The 19,198-nt window shown below is 40.9% G+C and carries 20 protein-coding genes; 12 read left to right on the forward strand and 8 right to left on the reverse strand.

From position 1 onward, the window contains the following. Positions 1-69: 69 nt before the first annotated feature. Both Sdiek1_RS13890 and Sdiek1_RS13895 read left to right on the forward strand, forming a co-directional pair. Positions 70-1,056: a glycoside hydrolase family 3 protein gene (locus Sdiek1_RS13890; RefSeq protein ID WP_238099032.1), complete on the forward strand. Its 987-nt coding sequence runs from the start codon at positions 70-72 to the stop codon at positions 1,054-1,056. 26 nt (positions 1,057-1,082) lie between these two features. Further along, complete coding sequence (locus tag Sdiek1_RS13895) at positions 1,083-2,558, forward strand: amidohydrolase family protein (protein WP_087439649.1); 1,476 nt, start codon at positions 1,083-1,085, stop codon at positions 2,556-2,558. Between the two features lie 61 nt (positions 2,559-2,619). Here Sdiek1_RS13895 and Sdiek1_RS13900 read toward each other — a convergent pair whose 3' ends face one another. Next, complete coding sequence (locus Sdiek1_RS13900; protein WP_087439650.1) at positions 2,620-3,249, reverse strand: LysE family translocator; 630 nt, start codon at positions 3,247-3,249, stop codon at positions 2,620-2,622. Positions 3,250-3,485: 236 nt separating this feature from the next. On the opposite strand from Sdiek1_RS13900, the gene Sdiek1_RS13905 reads away from it, so the two are divergent. Continuing rightward, positions 3,486-4,151, forward strand: a complete 666-nt coding sequence (locus Sdiek1_RS13905; RefSeq protein ID WP_087439651.1) for a nitroreductase — start codon at positions 3,486-3,488, stop codon at positions 4,149-4,151. On the opposite strand, the gene Sdiek1_RS13910 is transcribed toward Sdiek1_RS13905, so the two are convergent. Continuing rightward, entirely contained in the window at positions 4,117-4,704 is a 588-nt protein-coding gene (locus Sdiek1_RS13910; protein ID WP_087439652.1) for a GNAT family N-acetyltransferase, read from the reverse strand. The genes Sdiek1_RS13905 and Sdiek1_RS13910 overlap by 35 nt on opposite strands. Positions 4,705-4,786: 82 nt before the next feature. On the opposite strand from Sdiek1_RS13910, the gene Sdiek1_RS13915 reads away from it, so the two are divergent. The 4 genes from Sdiek1_RS13915 to Sdiek1_RS13930 all read left to right on the forward strand — a co-directional run bounded on the left by Sdiek1_RS13915 (position 4,787) and on the right by Sdiek1_RS13930 (position 7,192). Beyond that, positions 4,787-5,302 (forward strand): GNAT family N-acetyltransferase, encoded by a 516-nt coding sequence (locus Sdiek1_RS13915; RefSeq protein ID WP_202819568.1) that lies wholly within the window; start codon positions 4,787-4,789, stop codon positions 5,300-5,302. 97 nt (positions 5,303-5,399) lie between these two features. Continuing rightward, entirely contained in the window at positions 5,400-5,903 is a 504-nt protein-coding gene (locus Sdiek1_RS13920; RefSeq protein WP_087439653.1) for an NADPH-dependent FMN reductase, read from the forward strand. A 144-nt stretch (positions 5,904-6,047) separates the two neighbouring features. Beyond that, the gene (locus Sdiek1_RS13925; protein WP_087439654.1) at positions 6,048-6,488 is read left to right on the forward strand and encodes a MarR family winged helix-turn-helix transcriptional regulator; all 441 of its coding nucleotides are present in this window, start codon (positions 6,048-6,050) and stop codon (positions 6,486-6,488) included. After that, entirely contained in the window at positions 6,482-7,192 is a 711-nt protein-coding gene (locus tag Sdiek1_RS13930) for an SDR family NAD(P)-dependent oxidoreductase (protein WP_087439655.1), read from the forward strand. Before Sdiek1_RS13925 ends, Sdiek1_RS13930 begins: the two co-directional genes overlap by 7 nt. Before the next feature lie 38 nt (positions 7,193-7,230). On the opposite strand, the gene Sdiek1_RS13935 is transcribed toward Sdiek1_RS13930, so the two are convergent. From Sdiek1_RS13935 to Sdiek1_RS13955, 5 genes are read right to left on the reverse strand one after another with little or no spacing between them, the layout of a single operon-like run. Next, on the reverse strand, positions 7,231-10,308 hold the full coding sequence (locus tag Sdiek1_RS13935; RefSeq protein WP_087439656.1) for an efflux RND transporter permease subunit: 3,078 nt from the start codon (positions 10,306-10,308) through the stop codon (positions 7,231-7,233). Next, positions 10,305-11,291 carry an efflux RND transporter periplasmic adaptor subunit gene (locus tag Sdiek1_RS13940; RefSeq protein WP_087439657.1) on the reverse strand — a complete coding sequence of 329 codons (987 nt, stop codon included), beginning with the start codon at positions 11,289-11,291 and terminating at the stop codon, positions 10,305-10,307. Before Sdiek1_RS13940 ends, Sdiek1_RS13935 begins: the two co-directional genes overlap by 4 nt. After that, positions 11,288-11,959, reverse strand: a complete 672-nt coding sequence (locus tag Sdiek1_RS13945; RefSeq protein WP_151897994.1) for a TolC family protein — start codon at positions 11,957-11,959, stop codon at positions 11,288-11,290. Before Sdiek1_RS13945 ends, Sdiek1_RS13940 begins: the two co-directional genes overlap by 4 nt. Next, positions 11,916-12,473: a TolC family protein gene (locus Sdiek1_RS13950; RefSeq protein ID WP_087439659.1), complete on the reverse strand. Its 558-nt coding sequence runs from the start codon at positions 12,471-12,473 to the stop codon at positions 11,916-11,918. Before Sdiek1_RS13950 ends, Sdiek1_RS13945 begins: the two co-directional genes overlap by 44 nt. Further along, positions 12,473-12,859 carry a FixH family protein gene (locus tag Sdiek1_RS13955; protein ID WP_087439660.1) on the reverse strand — a complete coding sequence of 129 codons (387 nt, stop codon included), beginning with the start codon at positions 12,857-12,859 and terminating at the stop codon, positions 12,473-12,475. Before Sdiek1_RS13955 ends, Sdiek1_RS13950 begins: the two co-directional genes overlap by 1 nt. Before the next feature lie 141 nt (positions 12,860-13,000). Between Sdiek1_RS13955 and Sdiek1_RS13960 the strand changes: the two genes are divergently transcribed. Together Sdiek1_RS13960 and darG are read left to right on the forward strand one after the other, a co-directional pair. Further along, complete coding sequence (locus Sdiek1_RS13960; protein ID WP_087439661.1) at positions 13,001-13,513, forward strand: DarT ssDNA thymidine ADP-ribosyltransferase family protein; 513 nt, start codon at positions 13,001-13,003, stop codon at positions 13,511-13,513. 102 nt (positions 13,514-13,615) lie between these two features. Further along, positions 13,616-14,632, forward strand: a complete 1,017-nt coding sequence (darG, locus tag Sdiek1_RS13965; protein ID WP_087439662.1) for a type II toxin-antitoxin system antitoxin DNA ADP-ribosyl glycohydrolase DarG — start codon at positions 13,616-13,618, stop codon at positions 14,630-14,632. A gap of 87 nt (positions 14,633-14,719) precedes the next feature. Here darG and Sdiek1_RS13970 read toward each other — a convergent pair whose 3' ends face one another. Next, the gene (locus Sdiek1_RS13970; protein WP_087439663.1) at positions 14,720-15,964 is read right to left on the reverse strand and encodes an EAL domain-containing protein; all 1,245 of its coding nucleotides are present in this window, start codon (positions 15,962-15,964) and stop codon (positions 14,720-14,722) included. Positions 15,965-16,279: 315 nt separating this feature from the next. Here Sdiek1_RS13970 and Sdiek1_RS13975 point away from each other — a divergent pair, with 315 nt between their 5' ends. The 3 genes from Sdiek1_RS13975 to Sdiek1_RS13985 all read left to right on the forward strand — a co-directional run bounded on the left by Sdiek1_RS13975 (position 16,280) and on the right by Sdiek1_RS13985 (position 19,155). Next, positions 16,280-17,218: an omptin family outer membrane protease gene (locus tag Sdiek1_RS13975; RefSeq protein ID WP_161492055.1), complete on the forward strand. Its 939-nt coding sequence runs from the start codon at positions 16,280-16,282 to the stop codon at positions 17,216-17,218. 118 nt (positions 17,219-17,336) lie between these two features. Next, the gene (locus Sdiek1_RS13980) at positions 17,337-17,999 is read left to right on the forward strand and encodes a response regulator transcription factor (RefSeq protein ID WP_161492056.1); all 663 of its coding nucleotides are present in this window, start codon (positions 17,337-17,339) and stop codon (positions 17,997-17,999) included. Continuing rightward, positions 17,980-19,155, forward strand: a complete 1,176-nt coding sequence (locus Sdiek1_RS13985) for a sensor histidine kinase (protein WP_087439666.1) — start codon at positions 17,980-17,982, stop codon at positions 19,153-19,155. The genes Sdiek1_RS13980 and Sdiek1_RS13985 overlap by 20 nt, the downstream gene beginning before the upstream one ends. The last annotated feature ends 43 nt before the right edge of the window (positions 19,156-19,198 follow it).

Consider the following 19,198-nt stretch of genomic DNA (forward strand, 5'->3'; position numbering starts at 1 on the left):
TACTACTCGCTACACTTCCCCTTCAAGCGATGCCAGACGATGCTGTTTTAAAAAAAAATGATAGGTCACATGCTCGTTGTTGGCTTTGATGATGCAACGATTGATGCGCAAAGTACCATCGTTAAAGACCTACAAAACTATGAACTGGGTGGGGTTATTTTATTTGATAGGTTTTACCGTGATAGAGAGCGTACAAAAAATATTAGCTCTCCCGCACAGCTGAGAGAACTTACCAAACAACTGAAACATTACGCGACAAAACCGCTTCTCATCTCCATCGACCAAGAGGGTGGCAGAGTGGCAAGGCTCAAAGCGCGTGATGGGTTCGAAGAAATTCCCTCCGCGTTTGCACTTTCTAAAATGTCGCTTGAACAGACCAAAGAGGTTTACACACATATGGCAGAAATGCTCAAAGAGCATGGCATCAACTGTGATTTCGGACCTGTGGTGGATTTGGCGTTGAACCCAGAAAATAGAGTCATCTTTAAACTAGAGCGCTCGTACGGCAAAGAGAGTGCCATAGTCGTGCAATACGCCACTGTGTTTATCAATGCGCTCAGAGAAAAAGGCGTTATCAGTGTGCTTAAACATTTACCAGGGCATGGCTCTTCCTTAGGTGACTCGCACGAAGGTTTTGTTGATGTGACTCAAACATGGAGCGAAAAAGAGCTAGAGCCGTACCAAAAGCTCATCAACACGAACAGTGTCTCTATGATCATGTCCGCGCATGTCTATAACGCAAAGCTCGATAACACTTACCCCGCAACGCTTTCTTACACCATAAACACTCAACTTTTAAGAGAAAAAATGCACTACACAGGTGTACTCATCAGCGATGATTTACAGATGGAAGCGATTGCAAAGTATTACACGCTTAAAGATACCGTGACCTTAGCAATTAACTCAGGCATTGATATGCTTCTCTTTGGAAACCAACTTTCAAAAACGAAAACCGACGAGATCGTCGAAACTATTTTGGCACAAGTCAAAAACGGTGCCATCCCACTTGAGCGTATCACTAAGGCCAATGAACGCATTGCAAGATTAAAGTTCTAAAAATAATTTTACATGTAAGGACAACCATGCGCTATCTCAAACACTTAAGCCTACTACTACTTTTGAGCTTTTTGGTAGGCTGTGCCCCCATGCCGAACCTACCGCAAAGCGATGATGAAGGCGCAACTTCGGCACTGTATGAGCGCTCTTTTGAGACGCATGTTCCCAATGTTGCCATGCTCAATCTCTTTTTCACCCAAATGCCCAAAGGTGGTGACTTGCACCACCACTATACGGGTTCTATTTATGCCGAAACGTACCTTGAATGGGTGAAAAACAAAGGTTGGTTTATCGACTCATGTACTTTCAAAATTGTTAAAGTCAAAGGCAATGAAACCTGTAAAAGTGTCAGCGTGGATGAACTCATCTCCAATGATACGCTCTATCGTAAACTGCTCACACTCTGGTCTGACAAAGACTTCGACAACCACAGCCATGAGCAACTCCCGCCCGATAGCAACTTTTTCAACACCTTTGGTTATTTTTCACCGATCTCTGATCAATATATGGACGTGGGACTGAACATCATCAAAGAGCGTGCACTCAATGAAAATGTCTCCTACATCGAAACCATGCTCTCGCGTGTGGGCGTCAATAGTGCTGAATTTTTCAGCGCCGAAGAAGCCAAAAATATCAATGCCGCCCTTCGCCATGCCACCACGCAAGAAGAGGTCAACGCTCTGTTAGATCGCATCAGTACGGTTTATACACAAAACCAATCCTTTGACGCAAAAGTGCACCATTTTGTCAGCGAGGTAGAACACCGACATGAAGGCATCGACACCGAAAACTTTACGATGCGCTTTCAAACCTATGCGGTGAGAGTGCTCGAACCACTTCAAGTCTATACCGATCTACTTGCGGGCTACAAAGCCGTACTTAGCTCACCGCTTATCGTGGGTGTGAACATCGTAGCACCAGAGAACAACACTGTGGCGATCAACGACTACACCCTTCATATGCGTATGTTCAACTACCTCGTAAGTCACTATCCACAAGTGCCTCACTCCCTTCACGCGGGAGAGCTGACCATTGGTATGGTGGAGCCAAAAGAGCTTCTCTTTCACATTACCCAAGCGCGTAAAATCGCAGGGGCAGATCGCATTGGGCATGGTGTGGATATTGCCTATGAAAAAGAGTCACTCTCGCTTCTTAAAGAGCTCAAAGAGCATGCCGCCGTGGAAATCAACCTCTCAAGCAATGAGTTCATCTTAGGCGTCGCAGGTAAGGAACACCCTTACACCATTTATGCCGCTTATGGCGTGCCTATCGTCATTTCTACGGACGATTCAGGCGTTTCGAGGGATAACTTGGCGCATGAGTATGTTCTACTTGCCAGTCGTTACCACCCAAGTTACGCCACCATTAAAACATATGTGTATAACAGCATCAATTATTCATTTTTAACACCTGCGGAAAAAGCTAAAGTAAAAATACAACTGGATAAAAAGTTTGAAGTATTTGAGAGAGAGATGAGTACGTTAGCAAAGAATTTGAAATAGAGGTTATTTTTTAAAAGAGACAAAGCTAGAAATTTGGCTTTGTCTCTTTACATGTAAAGCATTACCCAAACGCCAACCACACACCCACACCGAGCATCAAAGTACCTGCAATGCGGTTCATCAGCCTGACATTATTGCTTTTTTGCAGAAACTTACGCATGGTGCTACCGCCACTCGCGTAGATAATCAAACAGATAAATTCAAGCACTAAAATAATGGCTAAAAGCACCGACACCTGAGGAATCAGCGGCTTAGTTTGGTTGATAAAAGGCGGTAAAAGTGCGATGAAAAACGCCCACCCTTTAGGATTGGCAATGGCTGTGACAAAACCTTGCGTAGCTAAAGAAGCAGCAGAAATCGTGGCAGAACATTCGGTTTTTGAAAGTGCCATCTTGCCACGATTGAGCCAAAGTTGTAACCCCAAATAACCTAAGTAAAGTCCACCCGCGTACTTGAAAATCGTAAAGATATCAGGATGGTTGATCATAATTGCTGCCACACCAATCACCGAAGAGAGCGCTACAATCGCCACACCGACCAGTTCACCTGCCATCATATAAAACGTGCGCTTGAGCCCAATACTCATACCCAAACTCATTGCGAGTGTCATACACATGCCTGGCGTTACCGAGACAAAAAAGAAGGTGGGAAGAAAAATCGCCATAATTGAAAAATCAACTGCAGAAGCCACGTCAAATCCTTTAAAATAAAGAAGAATTATACCTCATCTTGTAACTGACCTTATACACTTAGTAAAAGTACCAAAGGTGCGTGGGCATTCCGCCGAGGAAAACTCAGTGTTAACGTAGTGTTTAGAGCTTTGCTTTAAACACGTGTTCAGAATAAAAAATGGAAGTTAATTTTAAACAGTTTCATTTAATTTCAAAAAAGTTTCGTAAAATAAATAAAACACGAAAGGGCTCTATTATGACCGTATCGGAAGCACTCAAAACACGAAAATCCACACGCGCTTTTTTACCCCAAGAGGTTTCGCAAACACTCATCGAAGCGATTTTGAACGATGCCAAACATGCACCTTCTGGTGTCAATATGCAACCGTGGCGTGTGTGTGTCGTCAGTGGAGACAAAAAACGTACATTAGAAACCAAAGTCATCGAAGCCTTTGAGCGTGGCGCCAAAGAGGTCATGGACTATGCCTACTACCCTTCCTCTTGGGAAGAACCTTATAAAAGTCGCCGAAAAGAGACAGGACTTTTGATGTACGCCACGCTAGGCATTTCCAAAGAGGATAAACAAAAGCAGATCGAGCAATGGAAACTCAACTACCGCGCCTTTGATGCACCCGTGGTATTCTACTTTTTTATCGACTCACGCTTAGAAAAAGGCTCTTATCTCGACTATGGCATGTTTTTGCAGTCCATTATGCTAAGCGCTACGGAAAAAGGACTAGCGTCCTGCCCACAAGCCGCACTTGCCGAATTCCCAAGCATTGTAAAACATGAACTTGGCATCACTGAAACTATGCTCTTACTTGGCGGTATGGCACTGGGTTACGAAGATACAAGCGCCCTTATCAACAGCTACCGAACACCTCGCATTAGTCTTGAGGAGTTTGTAACCTTTCATTCTTAAGCGCTTTGGCTGTGTCATAGACCAGTTCGTAATAGTCATTGTTATTGAACGAAAACTCTTGAATCATCTCAAGTCCAATTTTTTTCGTATGTGCGGCATAGGAGCGCGTGTTTATTTTGTTGATAAATGTCACCAAAATGGGGTACTTTTTTGACATCTGCTCTCGTGCAAAATCAAAGATGGCTTCCAGTACACCACTGCCTCGCACACTTTTATCAACACAAACGGGTCCATACTGATAGGAGTTTTCAGGTGTTATTTTTTGTCCCAAATACTCAAGATTCACTAAGTCATCCATCATGTACGCGAAAATCGGCCAAGAAGCTAAAAATTGCCATGAGGCAGACATGACATACGCCACCACCTCACCCTCGCTAATGGCGATGAAAAGCCCTTGCTCTTCGTTGATGAGTTTGGTTAACTCCTCTTTGGTGAGAGCAGTGGTGACAAAACCATCTTTTTTATCTTCCTCTTGAATCGTACTGATCTGGTATTTCGCGTGGAGTTTTAAAACGTTGTCGATGTCACTAAGTTCGGCTATTTTGAGCTGCATAAAGTATCCTTGTCTATCATTGTGCCCAAGTATAACGCAAAGTATCCTCTAGTGCAATCCAAAAATTGCTCTTTTTGAAGAGGTGTCTTCGAAAAAATCTTTACATGTAAAATGCTACAATTCCTTTATGAAAATCACCATCCTACCCTACACAGACGCATGCGCTACCGAAATCACAGACTTGCACCATGCTTGCGTGCATGCGATCGACCCACATATTTATTCACGCGAACAGCAAGAAGCATGGGCGCACACACCACCCAATTATCCCTATTGGGTCAAACGACTTGCCCTTAAAAAACCGTTTATGGCGATGGTGGAAGCAACCATTGTAGGCTTTATAGAACTCGAAGATAACGGGCATATCGACTGTGCCTACACCCATCCAGCGTATCAAAAACGTGGCGTGATGAGCGAGCTTTTTGCGTATACCCAAAATTTGGCAGAGCAAAAAGGCATAAAACGTTTATACCTCGAAGCCTCCATCGTGGCAAAACCTTTTTTTGAAAAACGAGGTTTTAAAACACTTCATCGCAATGAAATCAAGAGAAATGGGCAGATGATCGTCAATTTTTCGATGGAGAAAATGCTCAGCTGAATCTTTACATGTAAAACTATTTTAAACTCTTTTCTTCTTGTTCTTATAACGTGTTCGTACTATAATCGTCCTAACCCTATCGTAATAAGGAATGAACATGTATTTACTATTGGTTGCAAGTCTCAATGAAAATATGAAGTTGGCACAAAGAATAGAAAAAAGCCTAGAAACACTGGGTATAAAAAGTCAAATCATCAATTTAATCGATTTGAACATCACCTTGTATGACTCTTCAAAAGAGGTCAATGATGGCATTCCAAGCAAAATCCTTGAACTCTCAAACACTATGAAAACCGCCACAGGCTACATCGTCGTATCGCCCGAATACAACTACTCCATTCCACCGTCCCTTAGCAATGTCATCGCGTGGCTATCTAGAAGCGGTGAAGATTTTAGAGAACTCTTTGCACTCAAATACGTCCAACTCGCCACCCACTCTGGCGTGGGAGGAAATGATGTCTGCAACGCGATGCGTTTACAGTTTTCAAAACTCGGAGCCATCGTCGCACCTAGAGAGATTATAACGACACCTAACAAAGAAGTCGAAGAGGGAAGTTTAAAGAGAATTTTGACACAGTTTGTGGGAATTTCACAGAAATAAGGGTGGTTTTGAGATAGCAAAAGAAAGGATCAATTTTTACATGTAAAGTTGCCATTTCTTTCTTATTGTATATTTAATTGACTTATATATAATTGTCTTGACAATTATATATTCGATGGCTATAATTCATTGCAAGGAGTTACAATGAAATTTGATATGGACAATTCTCTAGGTTTTATTCTTAATAAAACTGCCCTACTTTCCAAAGTCAACTTTAATAATTATCTTAAAAAGTATGACATTTCACCTGAACAATGGTCGCTCATTTTTCGCGTTGTCGAACGTAGTGGTCTTACACAAAAAGAACTTTCAGATTCAACCTACAAAGATCAAGCGAATATCACTCGAAGTATTGATCGTTTAGAACAAAAAGGATTTTTAAAACGTATTGAAAATCCAAATGATCGTAGATCTTTTCAACTTATTCCTACACAAGAAGCCCTAACGTTAGTCGAATATGTGGCACCTCTTTCGCAAGCATTTAATCAACGCCTCACACAAGGATTTAGCGAAGAAGAAGCACACACACTCATTGTGTTACTCAAAAAAGTTCATGATAATTTAGAAGGAGAACCATCATGCTAACCAATAAAACCGTTTTAATCACTGGCGCAAACGGCGGGCTGGGACTGGCGTTGCTCAAAGAAGCGCTTGCTCACAATGCCAAAAAAATTCATGCGTGCGTACGCAATGTTGAAAATGCGACAGCATTAAAAGCGCTTGATCCTAGAGTGGAAATTCATAGCCTTGTCACAACCGATCATCAGAGCGTGCAAAATCTAGCCGATAGTATCAGCGAAATTAATATTTTGATTAACAATGCCGGCGTCAATAGTGAAAAAAGAGTTTTTGAACCATGCCGAAGCGATTTTGAAACCAACGTTTTTGGAACACTCAATATGTGTCAGGCCTTTGAAAACAAGATTGCCAAAAATGGTGCCGTGATCACTATAACGTCCATTTTAGCGTTGGTAAATTTACCCATTATGGGGTTATACTCTGCATCCAAAAGTGCGCTTCATTCGATCACACAAGCCTTACGAGCAGAATTTGCCTTAAAACAGATCGACGTTTACGAAGCATTCCCAGGGCCAATGGATACCAAAATGTCCCAAAATCAACACCTTGATAAAGCCAAACCTGAAGATATAGCACGAGAAATTTGGGCAGGATACAAAGCAAAAAGATTTGAAATTTATCCGGACATTGCATCCAAAGGCATTAAAGAAGGACTCCTTCACGATCCAGAAGCTGTTGCGGACGAGTGTGCAAAATCTCTTTTAGCATAACTTACATGTAAGGAAAAATCCTTACATGTAAAACCCTCTTACTCCTCGATTTTCTGCATCCGATAGTACAAAACAGGAATCACCAAAAGCGTCAAAATCGCCGAACTTACCACGCCACCGATCATCGGGGCGGCGATGCGTTGCATGACTTCGCTTCCGACACCGTTTAACCACATGATCGGTAAAAGTCCGCCGAGGATGGCAAACACAGTCATCAGTTTGGGGCGGACTCTCAGCACCGCGCCTTCAAAGATGGCTTCTTGCACTGCTTCTTTGGTTCTAACTTTTACATGTAAAATGGCTTCTTCAAGATAGATGATCATCACGATCGCCGTCTCCACCGCGATGCCGATGAGTGCTAAAAAGCCTACGATGACGGCAATGGAGAGGTTGAAATTCAGATAATCAACATACAAAAATCCACCTACAGCCGCAAGCGGTAAGGTCAAAAAGACCAAAAGCGCATTTTTAAACGAGCCTAGTCCTAAGTAGATGAGCATAAACGTGACCAAAAGTGTGAGCGGAAGAATGAACTGCAAGCGCTCCATAGCACTCTCTAAGTATTCGCTCTCCCCTGCCCAACCGATGTAAAAACCTGTTGGAAGCTCCACGCTCTCTTTGAGGATTTTGCTCGCTTCTTCTTTATAGGTTTTAGACGAAAAACCCTCTTTGAGTGTAATGTAGATGTAGTTGACTTTCTTGCCCATCTCAGACTTGAGCTCACTTGCCCCCACATCGTAACCAAGCTCCACAAAATGCCCAAGACGTTGAAATCCGTACGGTGTTTTGATGGTCAATTCACTGATGGCATTAATATCTTTACGACTCTCTTCTTCCAGTCTTAGCGTGATCGCATAGCGTTCGATGCCTTGGTAAAGTGTGGTCACTTTTGAACCACCGATGGCACTGTCCACAAAGTTTAGAACATCGTCTTTGGTAAGTCCATACGCGGCGATATTTTCAGGTTTGAGCGTCATATTGAGGTAGTAGCCGCTGTTCGCTTTGTCCGCAAAAACACTTTTAGTTCCCTCATAGTTGGCAAGCACACTGGCAATTTTATTGGCATTGTCTTCTAGCGCTTGGTCATTGTCGCCATACAGTTTGATGCCAAGCGGCGTTCGTATACCTGTGATGAGCATGTCGATGCGCCCACGAATCGGATATGTCCATGAATTGACAAGCCCCGTCATTTGAAGCTGTTCGTTCATCTCATCTCGAAGCTTTTCATACGTCATGCCCGCTCTCCACTGCTCTTTGGGTTTGAGCTGTATGATCGTCTCGATCATCGAAAGGGGAGCTGGGTCAGTCGCACTCTCCGCTCGTCCTGCTTTGGCAAACGTGCTTTCCACTTCGGGAAAGCTTTTGATGATCTCATTACTTTTTTGCGCGTACTCTTTGGCTAACTCGATGCTAATGCCAAAAGGAGTGACAGGCATATACATAAAGGTCTGCTCATTCAGAGGTGGCATAAACTCCCAACGCTGTTTGGTGAACGTATGATAACCGAGTACCAAAAAGCCAATGAACGCAACCATAGCGATATACCAAAAACGCATATGCAGTTTCAAAAGTGGCGCATAAACCCAGATAAAAAAACGGTTGAGCGGATTTTTATGTTCATCAAGAATTTTGCCTTTGACAAAAAAGAGCATCAAAAGTGGAACGAGCGTGATGGAAAGCACCGCGCCAATGAGCATCGCAAAGGTTTTCGTGTACGCCAACGGCTTAAAAAGCGCACCCTCTTGCCCACTAAGCGTAAAGATAGGCAGAAAACTCACCACGATCAGCAAAAGGGCAAAAAAGATCGGGCGACCGACTTGTTTGGACGAAGCGATGATGATGGCTTTGCGCTCCTCTTCGCTTTTAGGCTCGCCGTGCGAAAGCTTCTTGTGCACATTCTCGATCATCACGATACACGCATCGACCATCGCACCAATGGCAATCGCAATGCCACCCAAACTCATGATATTCGACTCCAACCCAAAAAGCTTCATCGCCAAAAAGGTCAAAGCAATGGTCAGTGGTAGAACGATGATGACGACCAAGGCGCTTCTAAAATGAAGCAAAAAGAGCATCACAACGGCTAAAACAACGATGCTCTCTTCAAAAAGAGCGCGCTTGAGATTATTGATTGCTTTGGTAATGAGATCGCTTCTATCGTACGTTGTGACCACTTCCACATCGTTTACATGTAAAGATGCCAGCTTCTCTTTTACCGCTTGAATAACCTTGTACGCGTTCTCTTTGTAACGCACCACAACGACACCACCAACGACTTCACCCTCACCATTTAGCTCTGCCATACCACTACGATACGTTGGCACGATACGCGCATCCGCAATGTCGGAAAGTTTCAGAGGAATGCCATTAACGGTTTTGATGGTGATGCCTGCTATCTCGTCCAAAGAACGCGCAAAACCTCTGGCTTGAACGATCTGCTCAAACCCATTTTCAAGCACGACTCGACCGCCGAGGTCATTGTTATTTTTGGAAAGTGCATTCATAAGATCATCGATGCTTAGGTCATATTTGTAGAGTGCATCTTGGTGCAATGTGATCTCATAGTCTTTGACATAACCACCCACACTCGCCACTTCACTCACTCCTTCAACACCAAAAAGTGCGTAACGGTAGAGGTAATCTTGAATGCTACGAAGATCCTCAAGACTGCGATTGTGAGACTTAAGTGCGTACTCAAATGCCCAACCGATGCCCGTTGCATCAGGCCCTAGCTTGATGGTCGCACTTTTAGGCGCATTTTTAGAGACATTTTGGATGACTTCATTGACCCGATCTCGTGCCCAGTAAAGGTCGGTACCCTCTTCAAAAATGATGTAAACGATGGCATTTTCATACGACGTAAAGGCGCGCACCGTTTTGGTTTTGGCTGTCGCTAAAAGCGCATTGGTCAGCTCATAAATGATCTGATCTTCGATGATTTTGGGTGACTGCCCCAAATACTTAACATTGACGATGACTTGCGGAGGGGTGAGGTCTGGCAAGGCATCCAATGGAGTTTGCCGAATCGCCCAGTATGACAGAAATGCACCAATGAGCAAAGCGATAAGAAGGAGTGCTTTGTTTTTGACACTCTTTTCAATGATGCTCTCGATCATTGCATTGCCCCGCCATTATTTTGAGCATCGGCATCAAACATAAAGAGTGCATTTGAGACAACCACATCGCCCTCTTTAAGCCCTGAGACAATCTCATACGTATCGTTGTTCAATCGTTTTGCTTCGATCTCTCGTGGTTCATATTCGCCCTCAAATTCGCCTTTGACAAACACGCTCGTTTTAGCCCCTTTGGTCATCACGGCACTTTTTGGAAGCGCTAAATACTCACGTTTGGCTGTTCCAAAACGCGCCTTAGCAAACGCATTTTCGTAGATTTCGAGGTCTTTGTTATCGATCACCAAACGCACGTCCACACTTTTGGTTTGCGGGTCAACTTTGGGGTAGATAAAATCAATTTTGGCTTTGTACGGTTTTGCACTCATATCAAAAAAGATGTCGGCCGTTTGGGTACGTTTAACAAAATCAAGGTCTTTTTCATACACTTTGACGATAAGCCATAGGTTCGTATAATCGCTGATCTCGTAAAGTTTCATCCCTTTGGGAACGAACGCACCTTGATTGATTGCTTTTTGGGTTACGATGCCACTGTAGGGCGAAACGATGGTGATGGACTCAGGCACATTTTTATCAGCCATAATCTTCGAGATGGTCTTTTCATCGACCCCTAAAAGTTTGAGCTTTTGCGTGATGCTCTGTACCATACTGTCACTTTTGATACGTAACGCGTTGATGAGTTCCAACTCTGCGGTGTAAATCTCTTGCGAATAGAGCTTCGCAAGTGGCTCACCTTTTTTTACATGTAAAAAGTTTTTGTTCACATAAAGCTGCTCGATAAACGCGTCATAACGTAAACTCACTTCTTTGACATTTTCTTCATTGGCTTTGGTATAGCCGTAAAAATCTTTGGCAGAACCTTCCAAAACTTTTTTCACTTCGATGGTTTTGACATTGAAAATCTGCTTGGCATCAAGCTGCGCACTTACGAGTAAAAGTGCTGTTAAAATAAGATAGGTGTATTTCATAGCTCGACTCCTAAAAGGGTGTAGATTTTGATGATAGACTCGTTATACGCGAACGTGTTAGCGTTGATCTGTTTTTGCGCTTCAATGATTTGCGTGAGTACATTGAGAAGGCTTAAGAGCGCGTCATTTTGAGACAATGCGGTGCTTTGGAGCACTTCATACATCTTTTCATTTTCATGTAACACCTCTTTTGCCAAAGAGATTTTGTCGTACTGCAACTTTTTGTTGAGAAGCTCGTCTCTTAGCTCAAACTGCAAACTTTTATGCACCGACTGCACACTCTGTTCGGAGGAAGCATGGGTGAGTGTGGCTTTTTGGATGGAGGCATTCTCTTTGCCGTAAATCGGAAGCGGTACAGAAACGCCTAAAAAGGCGTAGTCATCTCTTCCTTGCCTTCGATTGTAGCCAAGAGTTACCGTGACATCGGGTGTTTTATTTGCTTTTTCATAGCGTAAATTGAGCAGCTCTTTTTGGCTGATCATCATTTGGGTTTGAAGCTTCGGCGATTTTTCCAAAAGCTTCTCTTCATCGCTGAGTGTGTAAGGCAACAACCCTTCGTTTGCACTCATCTCAGGTACATGCGCTACAATGATGCTCTCTAACTTGCGCTCGATGGACGCTTTGTCACGAAGCAATGTTTTTTTCTCGATGGCTAGATTTTTTTGCAAAATCGTATTGTTCAGCGTATCGACATAGTGCGCACTCGTGGTGTTGTAAGCAAGGTGAGCATTTTTTAAGATCTTCCAACACTTTTTCGTACTTGTTCACTAAAGCAAGGTCTTGGTTGATACGAATGTAGCTTTGCTCCAACACACCAATTTCTTGTTGCATCTCTAGTTTTTTGGTTTTAAGTTCCAGCTTTTTAATCGCCAAATCTTGCAAAGCAATCGACTCTTTGATGTCGAGCTTTCCACCCATTGGTATCTTTTGAGAAAGGGAAATTGCCTCATTTTGGGCGTCTTTATCTCTTGTGAGAGGCTCATTTAAAAAGATGTCGTTGACCCCAAGAGAGAGCATAGGGTTTTCCCAAATCTTGCTTATATCAACCTCTTTTTCAAGCGCGCTCACTTCAGCTTCAAGCGCCTTTAACTCATAGTTATGCTCATACGCTAAAGAGGTCAATTCGCTTTGCGCCAAAGCGTAGCCCGCAAGGGCTACGAGTATTAAAATGACGCGTTTCATTAGAGGTTAACGCTTGATTTTAAGCGTTGTTTTTTGCCATCGCTCGTTTCAACAACGATGTTAAGCTGCCATGTACCATTCATTGAGAAAGTGACATGTGCCATATACGAACCATTGACAAACATCGCCTCAGAAGTTTGCTCCATTGCTGGCATTCCTGGCATCGCTGGCATCGCTGCCGTTACGCTTACTTTCGCATCTTTGATCTCTTTACCATTCTCTTTGACTTTGATGTTGATCATGTTCATGCCCTGAGAGAGTGGTTTCTCACTTCTGTACTCAACTTCTAATGGACCCGCCATCCCTTTTTTAGACAACGCCTCTGCCGCAAAAACAGCACTAAGGCTCAACGCCACCGCTAAAAACACACCTAAAATCTTCTTCATCACGCACTCCTTGTAAAGTTATAGGGAAAGTATAGAGGGCGTGTGTGGAATATTTGTGGAGTGGTGCATAAAAAAGTTTAGTTACAACTAAAGAGAAAATGATTATAATCTTTCAATCTTTTTAAAATAAAAGGAGCTTTAATGTCCGTTCCTATCAAAGAAGGGAAACTACTTTATCACTTAACTTCTCTGTCAAATATCGAATCAATTTTATTGAACGGCTTGCAATCTAGAGCTATTGTAACTAATTTTAAAGACATTGCTGATCCAGATATTGTCAAATTTAGGGATGAAAACAATATTTTAAATTCGGTACCATTTCATTTTTTTCTAGGGTCGCCCTTTGCAGGTAGAGCACAAATGAATAATCCTACTGAAGAATTCATTTATATTACTATTCATAGAGATACAGCAAAAAAAAGCAATTTTAAAATTATTCCTACGCATCCAAAGCATATGAATCCTTTAAAAATTTATAATTATGATGAAGGTTTTAAAATAATAGATTGGGAATTAATGGAGACTAGAAAATACGATAATCCTGAATGTAAGGAAGTATGTATGGCAGAATGTATTTCACCATCATCTGTCATTCAAGCAGACCAATTTCACTCAATAATTGTTAAATCTGATGATGTAAAAAAAGCATATTGAAAAGTCTTTTGTGAAAAAACTTTTTCAGCCATAACTGTAAAGCAAAGCTAAACATTTTTCATTAATGTTTCTAAAGAATCTTTTAAAAATGGATTTATAACTATGTTACAACTCATCACTGGGAACATCCTATCAAGCAATGCCGACTGTTTAGTAAATACGGTAAATTGCGAAGGTTTTATGGGGAAAGGGTTAGCATACCAATTTAAAAATCAATTTCCAGAGACAAATAAATCTTATATTGAAGCATGCAAACAAAATTTACTACACCCTGGAAAACTACACTACCATATCGAAAATGGGAAATTCATTGTAAACTTTCCAACAAAAGACAAATGGCGTGAAAATTCAAAACTCGAATACATTGAAAATGGTATGAAGTCCTTAATTAAGCTTATCAATTCAGAAAATATAAAATCAATAGCAATACCTCCATTAGGGAGTGGTAACGGAGGATTGCAGTGGGAAGAAGTAAAAAATATTATCTTAAATAATGTAAACCCTCTAATAAACAACATTGACATAACAATCTATGAACCTTCATTATCGTATAAAGCAACAGTCAAGCAAGTCCCTAAATTAAATATGTCTCATCTCATTTTAATGCATATAAAAAATGATTTGCAAAGATTTTCAAAATTTAGATTGCAAAAAACAGCTTTCTTCCTCAACGTTTTTAGCCACAACAATTATTTTAAATTTGAACCACATATCTATGGTCCATATTCTCATTCTTTAGAAATATTGTCTCGAGACATAAAAGAATTTCAAGAGTACCATAAGTTTAAAACAGATAAAGCATTAGAATTTGCAAAACAAACTCTTCTTAGTCAAAAAGTGGAAAAAGATTTAAAAAATTTTATACCATCGATTCAAAAAGCAACTTCTTTTATTAATAATATCTCATCAAATGAAGAACTTGAACTAATATCAACAATTTGTTTTATAGTTTATGAACATAGCAGTCTTGATAGCAACTCAATTATTGAAAAAATCCACACATGGTCAGAACTTAAAAAAGAAAAATTTTCAGACAAACAGATTAATAATGGATTATCTAAATTAACCGAACAAAATATTTTTCACAAGAATATCTTTGGTGCATTCAGCTTTAAATAATTATTTTAATCAATAATTGAGCAGAAATACTACCAAATCTATCTTTACATGTAAACCCAAAAGTGGCTATCTCTAGCCACTTTCCCCTCACAATTTTAGCTTACGCAACGGTTGGGGTTCGTTCCAGAGATAGCCTTGAAAGTAGTCGATTTTCTGCTCTTGGCATGCTTCGTAAATGTCAAAGTCTGAGACAAACTCAGCGACGGTTTCCATGCCCACTTTTTTGGCAAACGTCACAATGGCTTCGACGACGGCGCGGTGTGTTGCATTTTTGGTGATATTTCGAATCAAAGAGCCATCGATTTTGATGAAATCCGCTTGCAATTTTGCAACGTACTCAAAGTTAGAATAGCCCGTTCCAAAATCATCAATCGCGATTTTAACCCCTTGTTGTTTGATCGTCGTTAAAAACGCAATTACCTCAGGATGATTTTCGATGTGTTCACTCTCCACCAACTCTATCGTCAAGCGAGAGCCCACCGCGTAGGCATATATCTTTTCTATAATGAAATTTGCCGTCTCCTGATCTAAGATGTCGCTGAGCGTTAGATTGACCGAGAATTCCGCTTCTTTATCAGCAAAAAAGGCAAACGACTTTTCGATTACCACTTTGGTGATGCTGTTGTACAAATTGGCGCGTTTGGCTTGTTCTAAAAAATGATACGGCGAAATGACACCGCCATTGGTACTTTTCATGCGCACCAAACACTCAAATTTTTTGACTTTTCCACCTTGAATGCCCTGTGCATACACTTCAAAACGGTCTTTCAACAGTGCTTGACGAATCGCTTTTTGCCACTCCAAATCGGCTCTGGCACTGGAATGGGTTGGTCGACACAACGTGACACTGGATGAGTCATAAACCACGATGTCTTTACCGATACGTTTGGCTTGTTTGATGGCAAATTCGGCATTGAGAAACAGGTCAACATAGTCGATGGCGACACCCATACGAATCGCTACGTAAATTTTTTCCTCTTCAATCTCAATGGGCGAATAACCAAAATACCACATACACGCATTGATAGCTTGTATAAACGCCTCTTTACCGACTTCTTTACCCGCAAGAACGGCAAAATTATCGCCACCTAAGTGGAAAACAACGGAGTGTGGAAAGCGTTTTTGAAGCCTCCCAGAGATGATTTTTAAGATTTCATCACCAACGGCATAACCAAAAACATGGTTGAAATTCCAAAAGCCATTGACGTTTAAAAGGGCAAGTTTGTTGGCATTGGAATGTTTCAAGGTATTAAGAAAACGCTGTCTATCGGGCAGTTCCGTTATGGGGCTAATGCGCCCATATGTTAATTCATATTTGATTTCTTTTTTCATAGTTCTATCTCTTTACATGTAAAAACGAGTTTATCGTTAAAATGATATTGAATGGTTAGTGTAGCGTGTTAAAATGAAGGTATCAGCAGCAACGCATGAGGCGTAAAACAAGTGTAATTTTTCCATGTAGTGAGGCACTATAAACGGTCATGGTCGAACTCCTTGTTGAAAAATTGCCAAAATAATAGCACAAACACCGTTTTATGTCAACTATATCTACCTTTTTAATAATGTATATTTTTCGGGATGCGAAATTTGAATATTTATTATTTCAACAATAAATCGTTATACTTTGATAAACAAGGAATGTCATTGATGAAATGTAAAAATTTACTTTTAACGTTAGTGCTAACCGCAAGCTCTGTGTTCGCAACGGAAAATGTTCTCCAAAAAGAAGAGTACGATTTTGAGGGTTTAACACTTGGTGTTTCCTTATCTCTGTTTAATTCAACCACTAACGAATATCTTTATGATACGGATATCAATAGAAAAGTGAGTCAACTTGTATGGAAAGCAAAAAATGTCAAGCTATTAGGCGTAGAGACACGCTATAAGATTACGAATCCTTTAGAGGCTTACTTTGAATATAAAAAAAATATTTCAAGCAATAATAGTGTCATGGATGATTACGATTGGCAGGATGCTGACCCTACGATTGTATCATTGTGGTCACACCACGAAGAGACTAAAAATCCTAATGTTTCGCTTCTTGATATTGGATTGAAGTATTCTTTGAATTTCTTTGAAGATGTACCCCTCTGGGTTAGCCTTGGGTATAAAGATGAAAAGGCAAAATTTCAAAGCTATAATGGTTTCGGAATCTATAATGGGAACTATTTCGAGTTTGATAAGATAGGATACGGAGGATTACTGATCACATTTGAGCAAGAGTACAAAGGGCCTTATATTGGTATGGGGACATCGTACCAATACGATGATTTTATCTTCGATGCTAGCCTACAATACAGCCCATTTATGAACGTTTCCTATACGGATATACATCATTTACGCCCTTTTATCGAAACCAGTCATTTTGATGATACATCAATGATTTCCCTCCATCTCGGAACGACCTATCAGCTCAGTACACATCAAAACATCATTTTGTCTTATGCTTTGACCCGCTATGCTTTTGAAAGAGGTGATCGGTATAGAATCTTTACCGATGTAGGAGAGGCCTATTATTGGGAAAATATGGCTGCACTTAAGAGCAAAAATAGCCAAATCTCCTTAGCCTATCGTTACACTTTTTAGCATACACTTTGATACACATGTGAAAAAAATAGGGCTCATTTTTCAACCCAATTTTTTTTACATGTAAAAATAAAACAATGCCATAAGCCTCTGCTAGATTTCATGTATAATGCCTCTTATGAAAATCCTACTCCTTGAAGATGATCCAATTCTTAGTGAAATAATCGAAGAGTTTTTAGTCGAACATGGTTTACATGTAAAGCTCTTTTATGACGGTAAAACAGCGCTTGATGCCATTTTTGAGCATAAGTTTGACCTCTTGCTTCTTGACATCAATGTCCCAAGCCTGAATGGGTTTGAGCTTTTAAAAGAGATCAAAAATGCTCGCATTACCACACCTGTCATCTTTATAACCTCCTTAGATCAAATTAGCGATGTGAAAAAAGGATTTGCGCTAGGTGCGGAGGATTACCTCAAAAAACCGTTTGATCTTGAAGAGCTCTTAGTGCGCATTGAGCGTACAAAAAAACTTCACAACATCGATACAAACGAGCGCATCACCCTCACAAACGATCTCTTTTTTGATCCTTCCAATTACGAGATCATCACGCCCGAGACGTCGTATAAACTCCGCAAAAAAGAGGCGCAACTGCTGGAGTATTTTTTAAAACATAAAAACCGTGTGCTAAGTTTTGAAGAGATCATCGAAGAGGTGTGGCGTTTTGAAGAAGTACCGACGTATGCGACGGTGCGTACCTACATCAAAAATCTTCGCAGTTACGGACTTGAAGCATTGATCGAAAATACTAAAGGGGTCGGTTATGTCTTTAAGCCATTATGAAAAACGCTCTCTCCTTCGTTTTTTACTGATCTATCTCATCTCGATTTATACGTTTATTTTCATTCTCGCAGGCATGTTTTACAGTATCGAGAAAAAAAATCTGTATGAAAACCATTCATTAAAGATGAATACCATCGCCTCTTCCGTCTCACACAAAATCATCACAGCGCATATGATGGAAGATGAAAAGTTGGTTCATTGTCTGCATCAAGGCTTTATAGAACAGTGTTTCGATATCGAACAAGGATTTGAAATAGCGCTTTTTGGCGTAGGTCAAAAACCATTACATGTAACGTTTAGCGATGCACCTGATTTTACGAAAAAATTCTATCTCAAAGACAACAGCTTTTTTTATGTCGATGACAGCGTGCAACACCATCTTGGCGTGCAATACATTGTCATCAAAGAAAAACATATCTCACACCTTTTGAGTGCCATTTTATATGAGATTATTCTCTATCTTTTGCTCAGCCTTGCATTTGCGACACTGCTTGGGTATGTGCTTGCAAAACTCTTTTTAAAACCCATCAAAGCAGAAATTGAAACACTCGACACTTTTATCAAAGATTCAACGCATGAGCTCAACACGCCGATTACGGCGATTTTGATGAGCATTAGCACGCTTAAAGATGTAGATGAAAAGAAGCGCAAACGCATCGAACTAAGTGCCAAACGCATTGCGACACTCTATGGAAATCTTAGTTACATGCTTCTGCATGACAAGCAAAATGAAGAAAAAAATGATGTCGATGTGAAAAAACTGATCATTGAACGCCTCGAATACTTTGCAGATTTAATGGCAAGTAAACAGATCGACTTAAGCCTAAAACTGGAAGAAAAATCTTTACATGTAAATGAAGAGAGCCTCACCAAACTCATCGACAACCTGCTTTCCAACGCCATCAAATACAACCGTTTTCAAGGGAGCATCGAAGTGGCATTGGACTTTGAAAAGTTCCATGTCAAAGACAGTGGTATTGGCATCGACAACTCCAAACTAGGCGACATTACCAAACGCTATAAACGTGCCAACAGCGATAAAGGCGGCTTTGGCATCGGTTTAGACATCGTCAACACCATCTGCAAAGCCAATGGTTTTAGGCTTGAAATTCACTCCAAAGAACATAAAGGCTCAGATTTTAATATCGTTTTCTAATCAAACGCGATCACTTTTTTTTCATCAATCTCAAAGCCTATCA

This window comes from Sulfurospirillum diekertiae (genome assembly GCF_002162315.1).
GTDB lineage: Bacteria > Campylobacterota > Campylobacteria > Campylobacterales > Sulfurospirillaceae > Sulfurospirillum.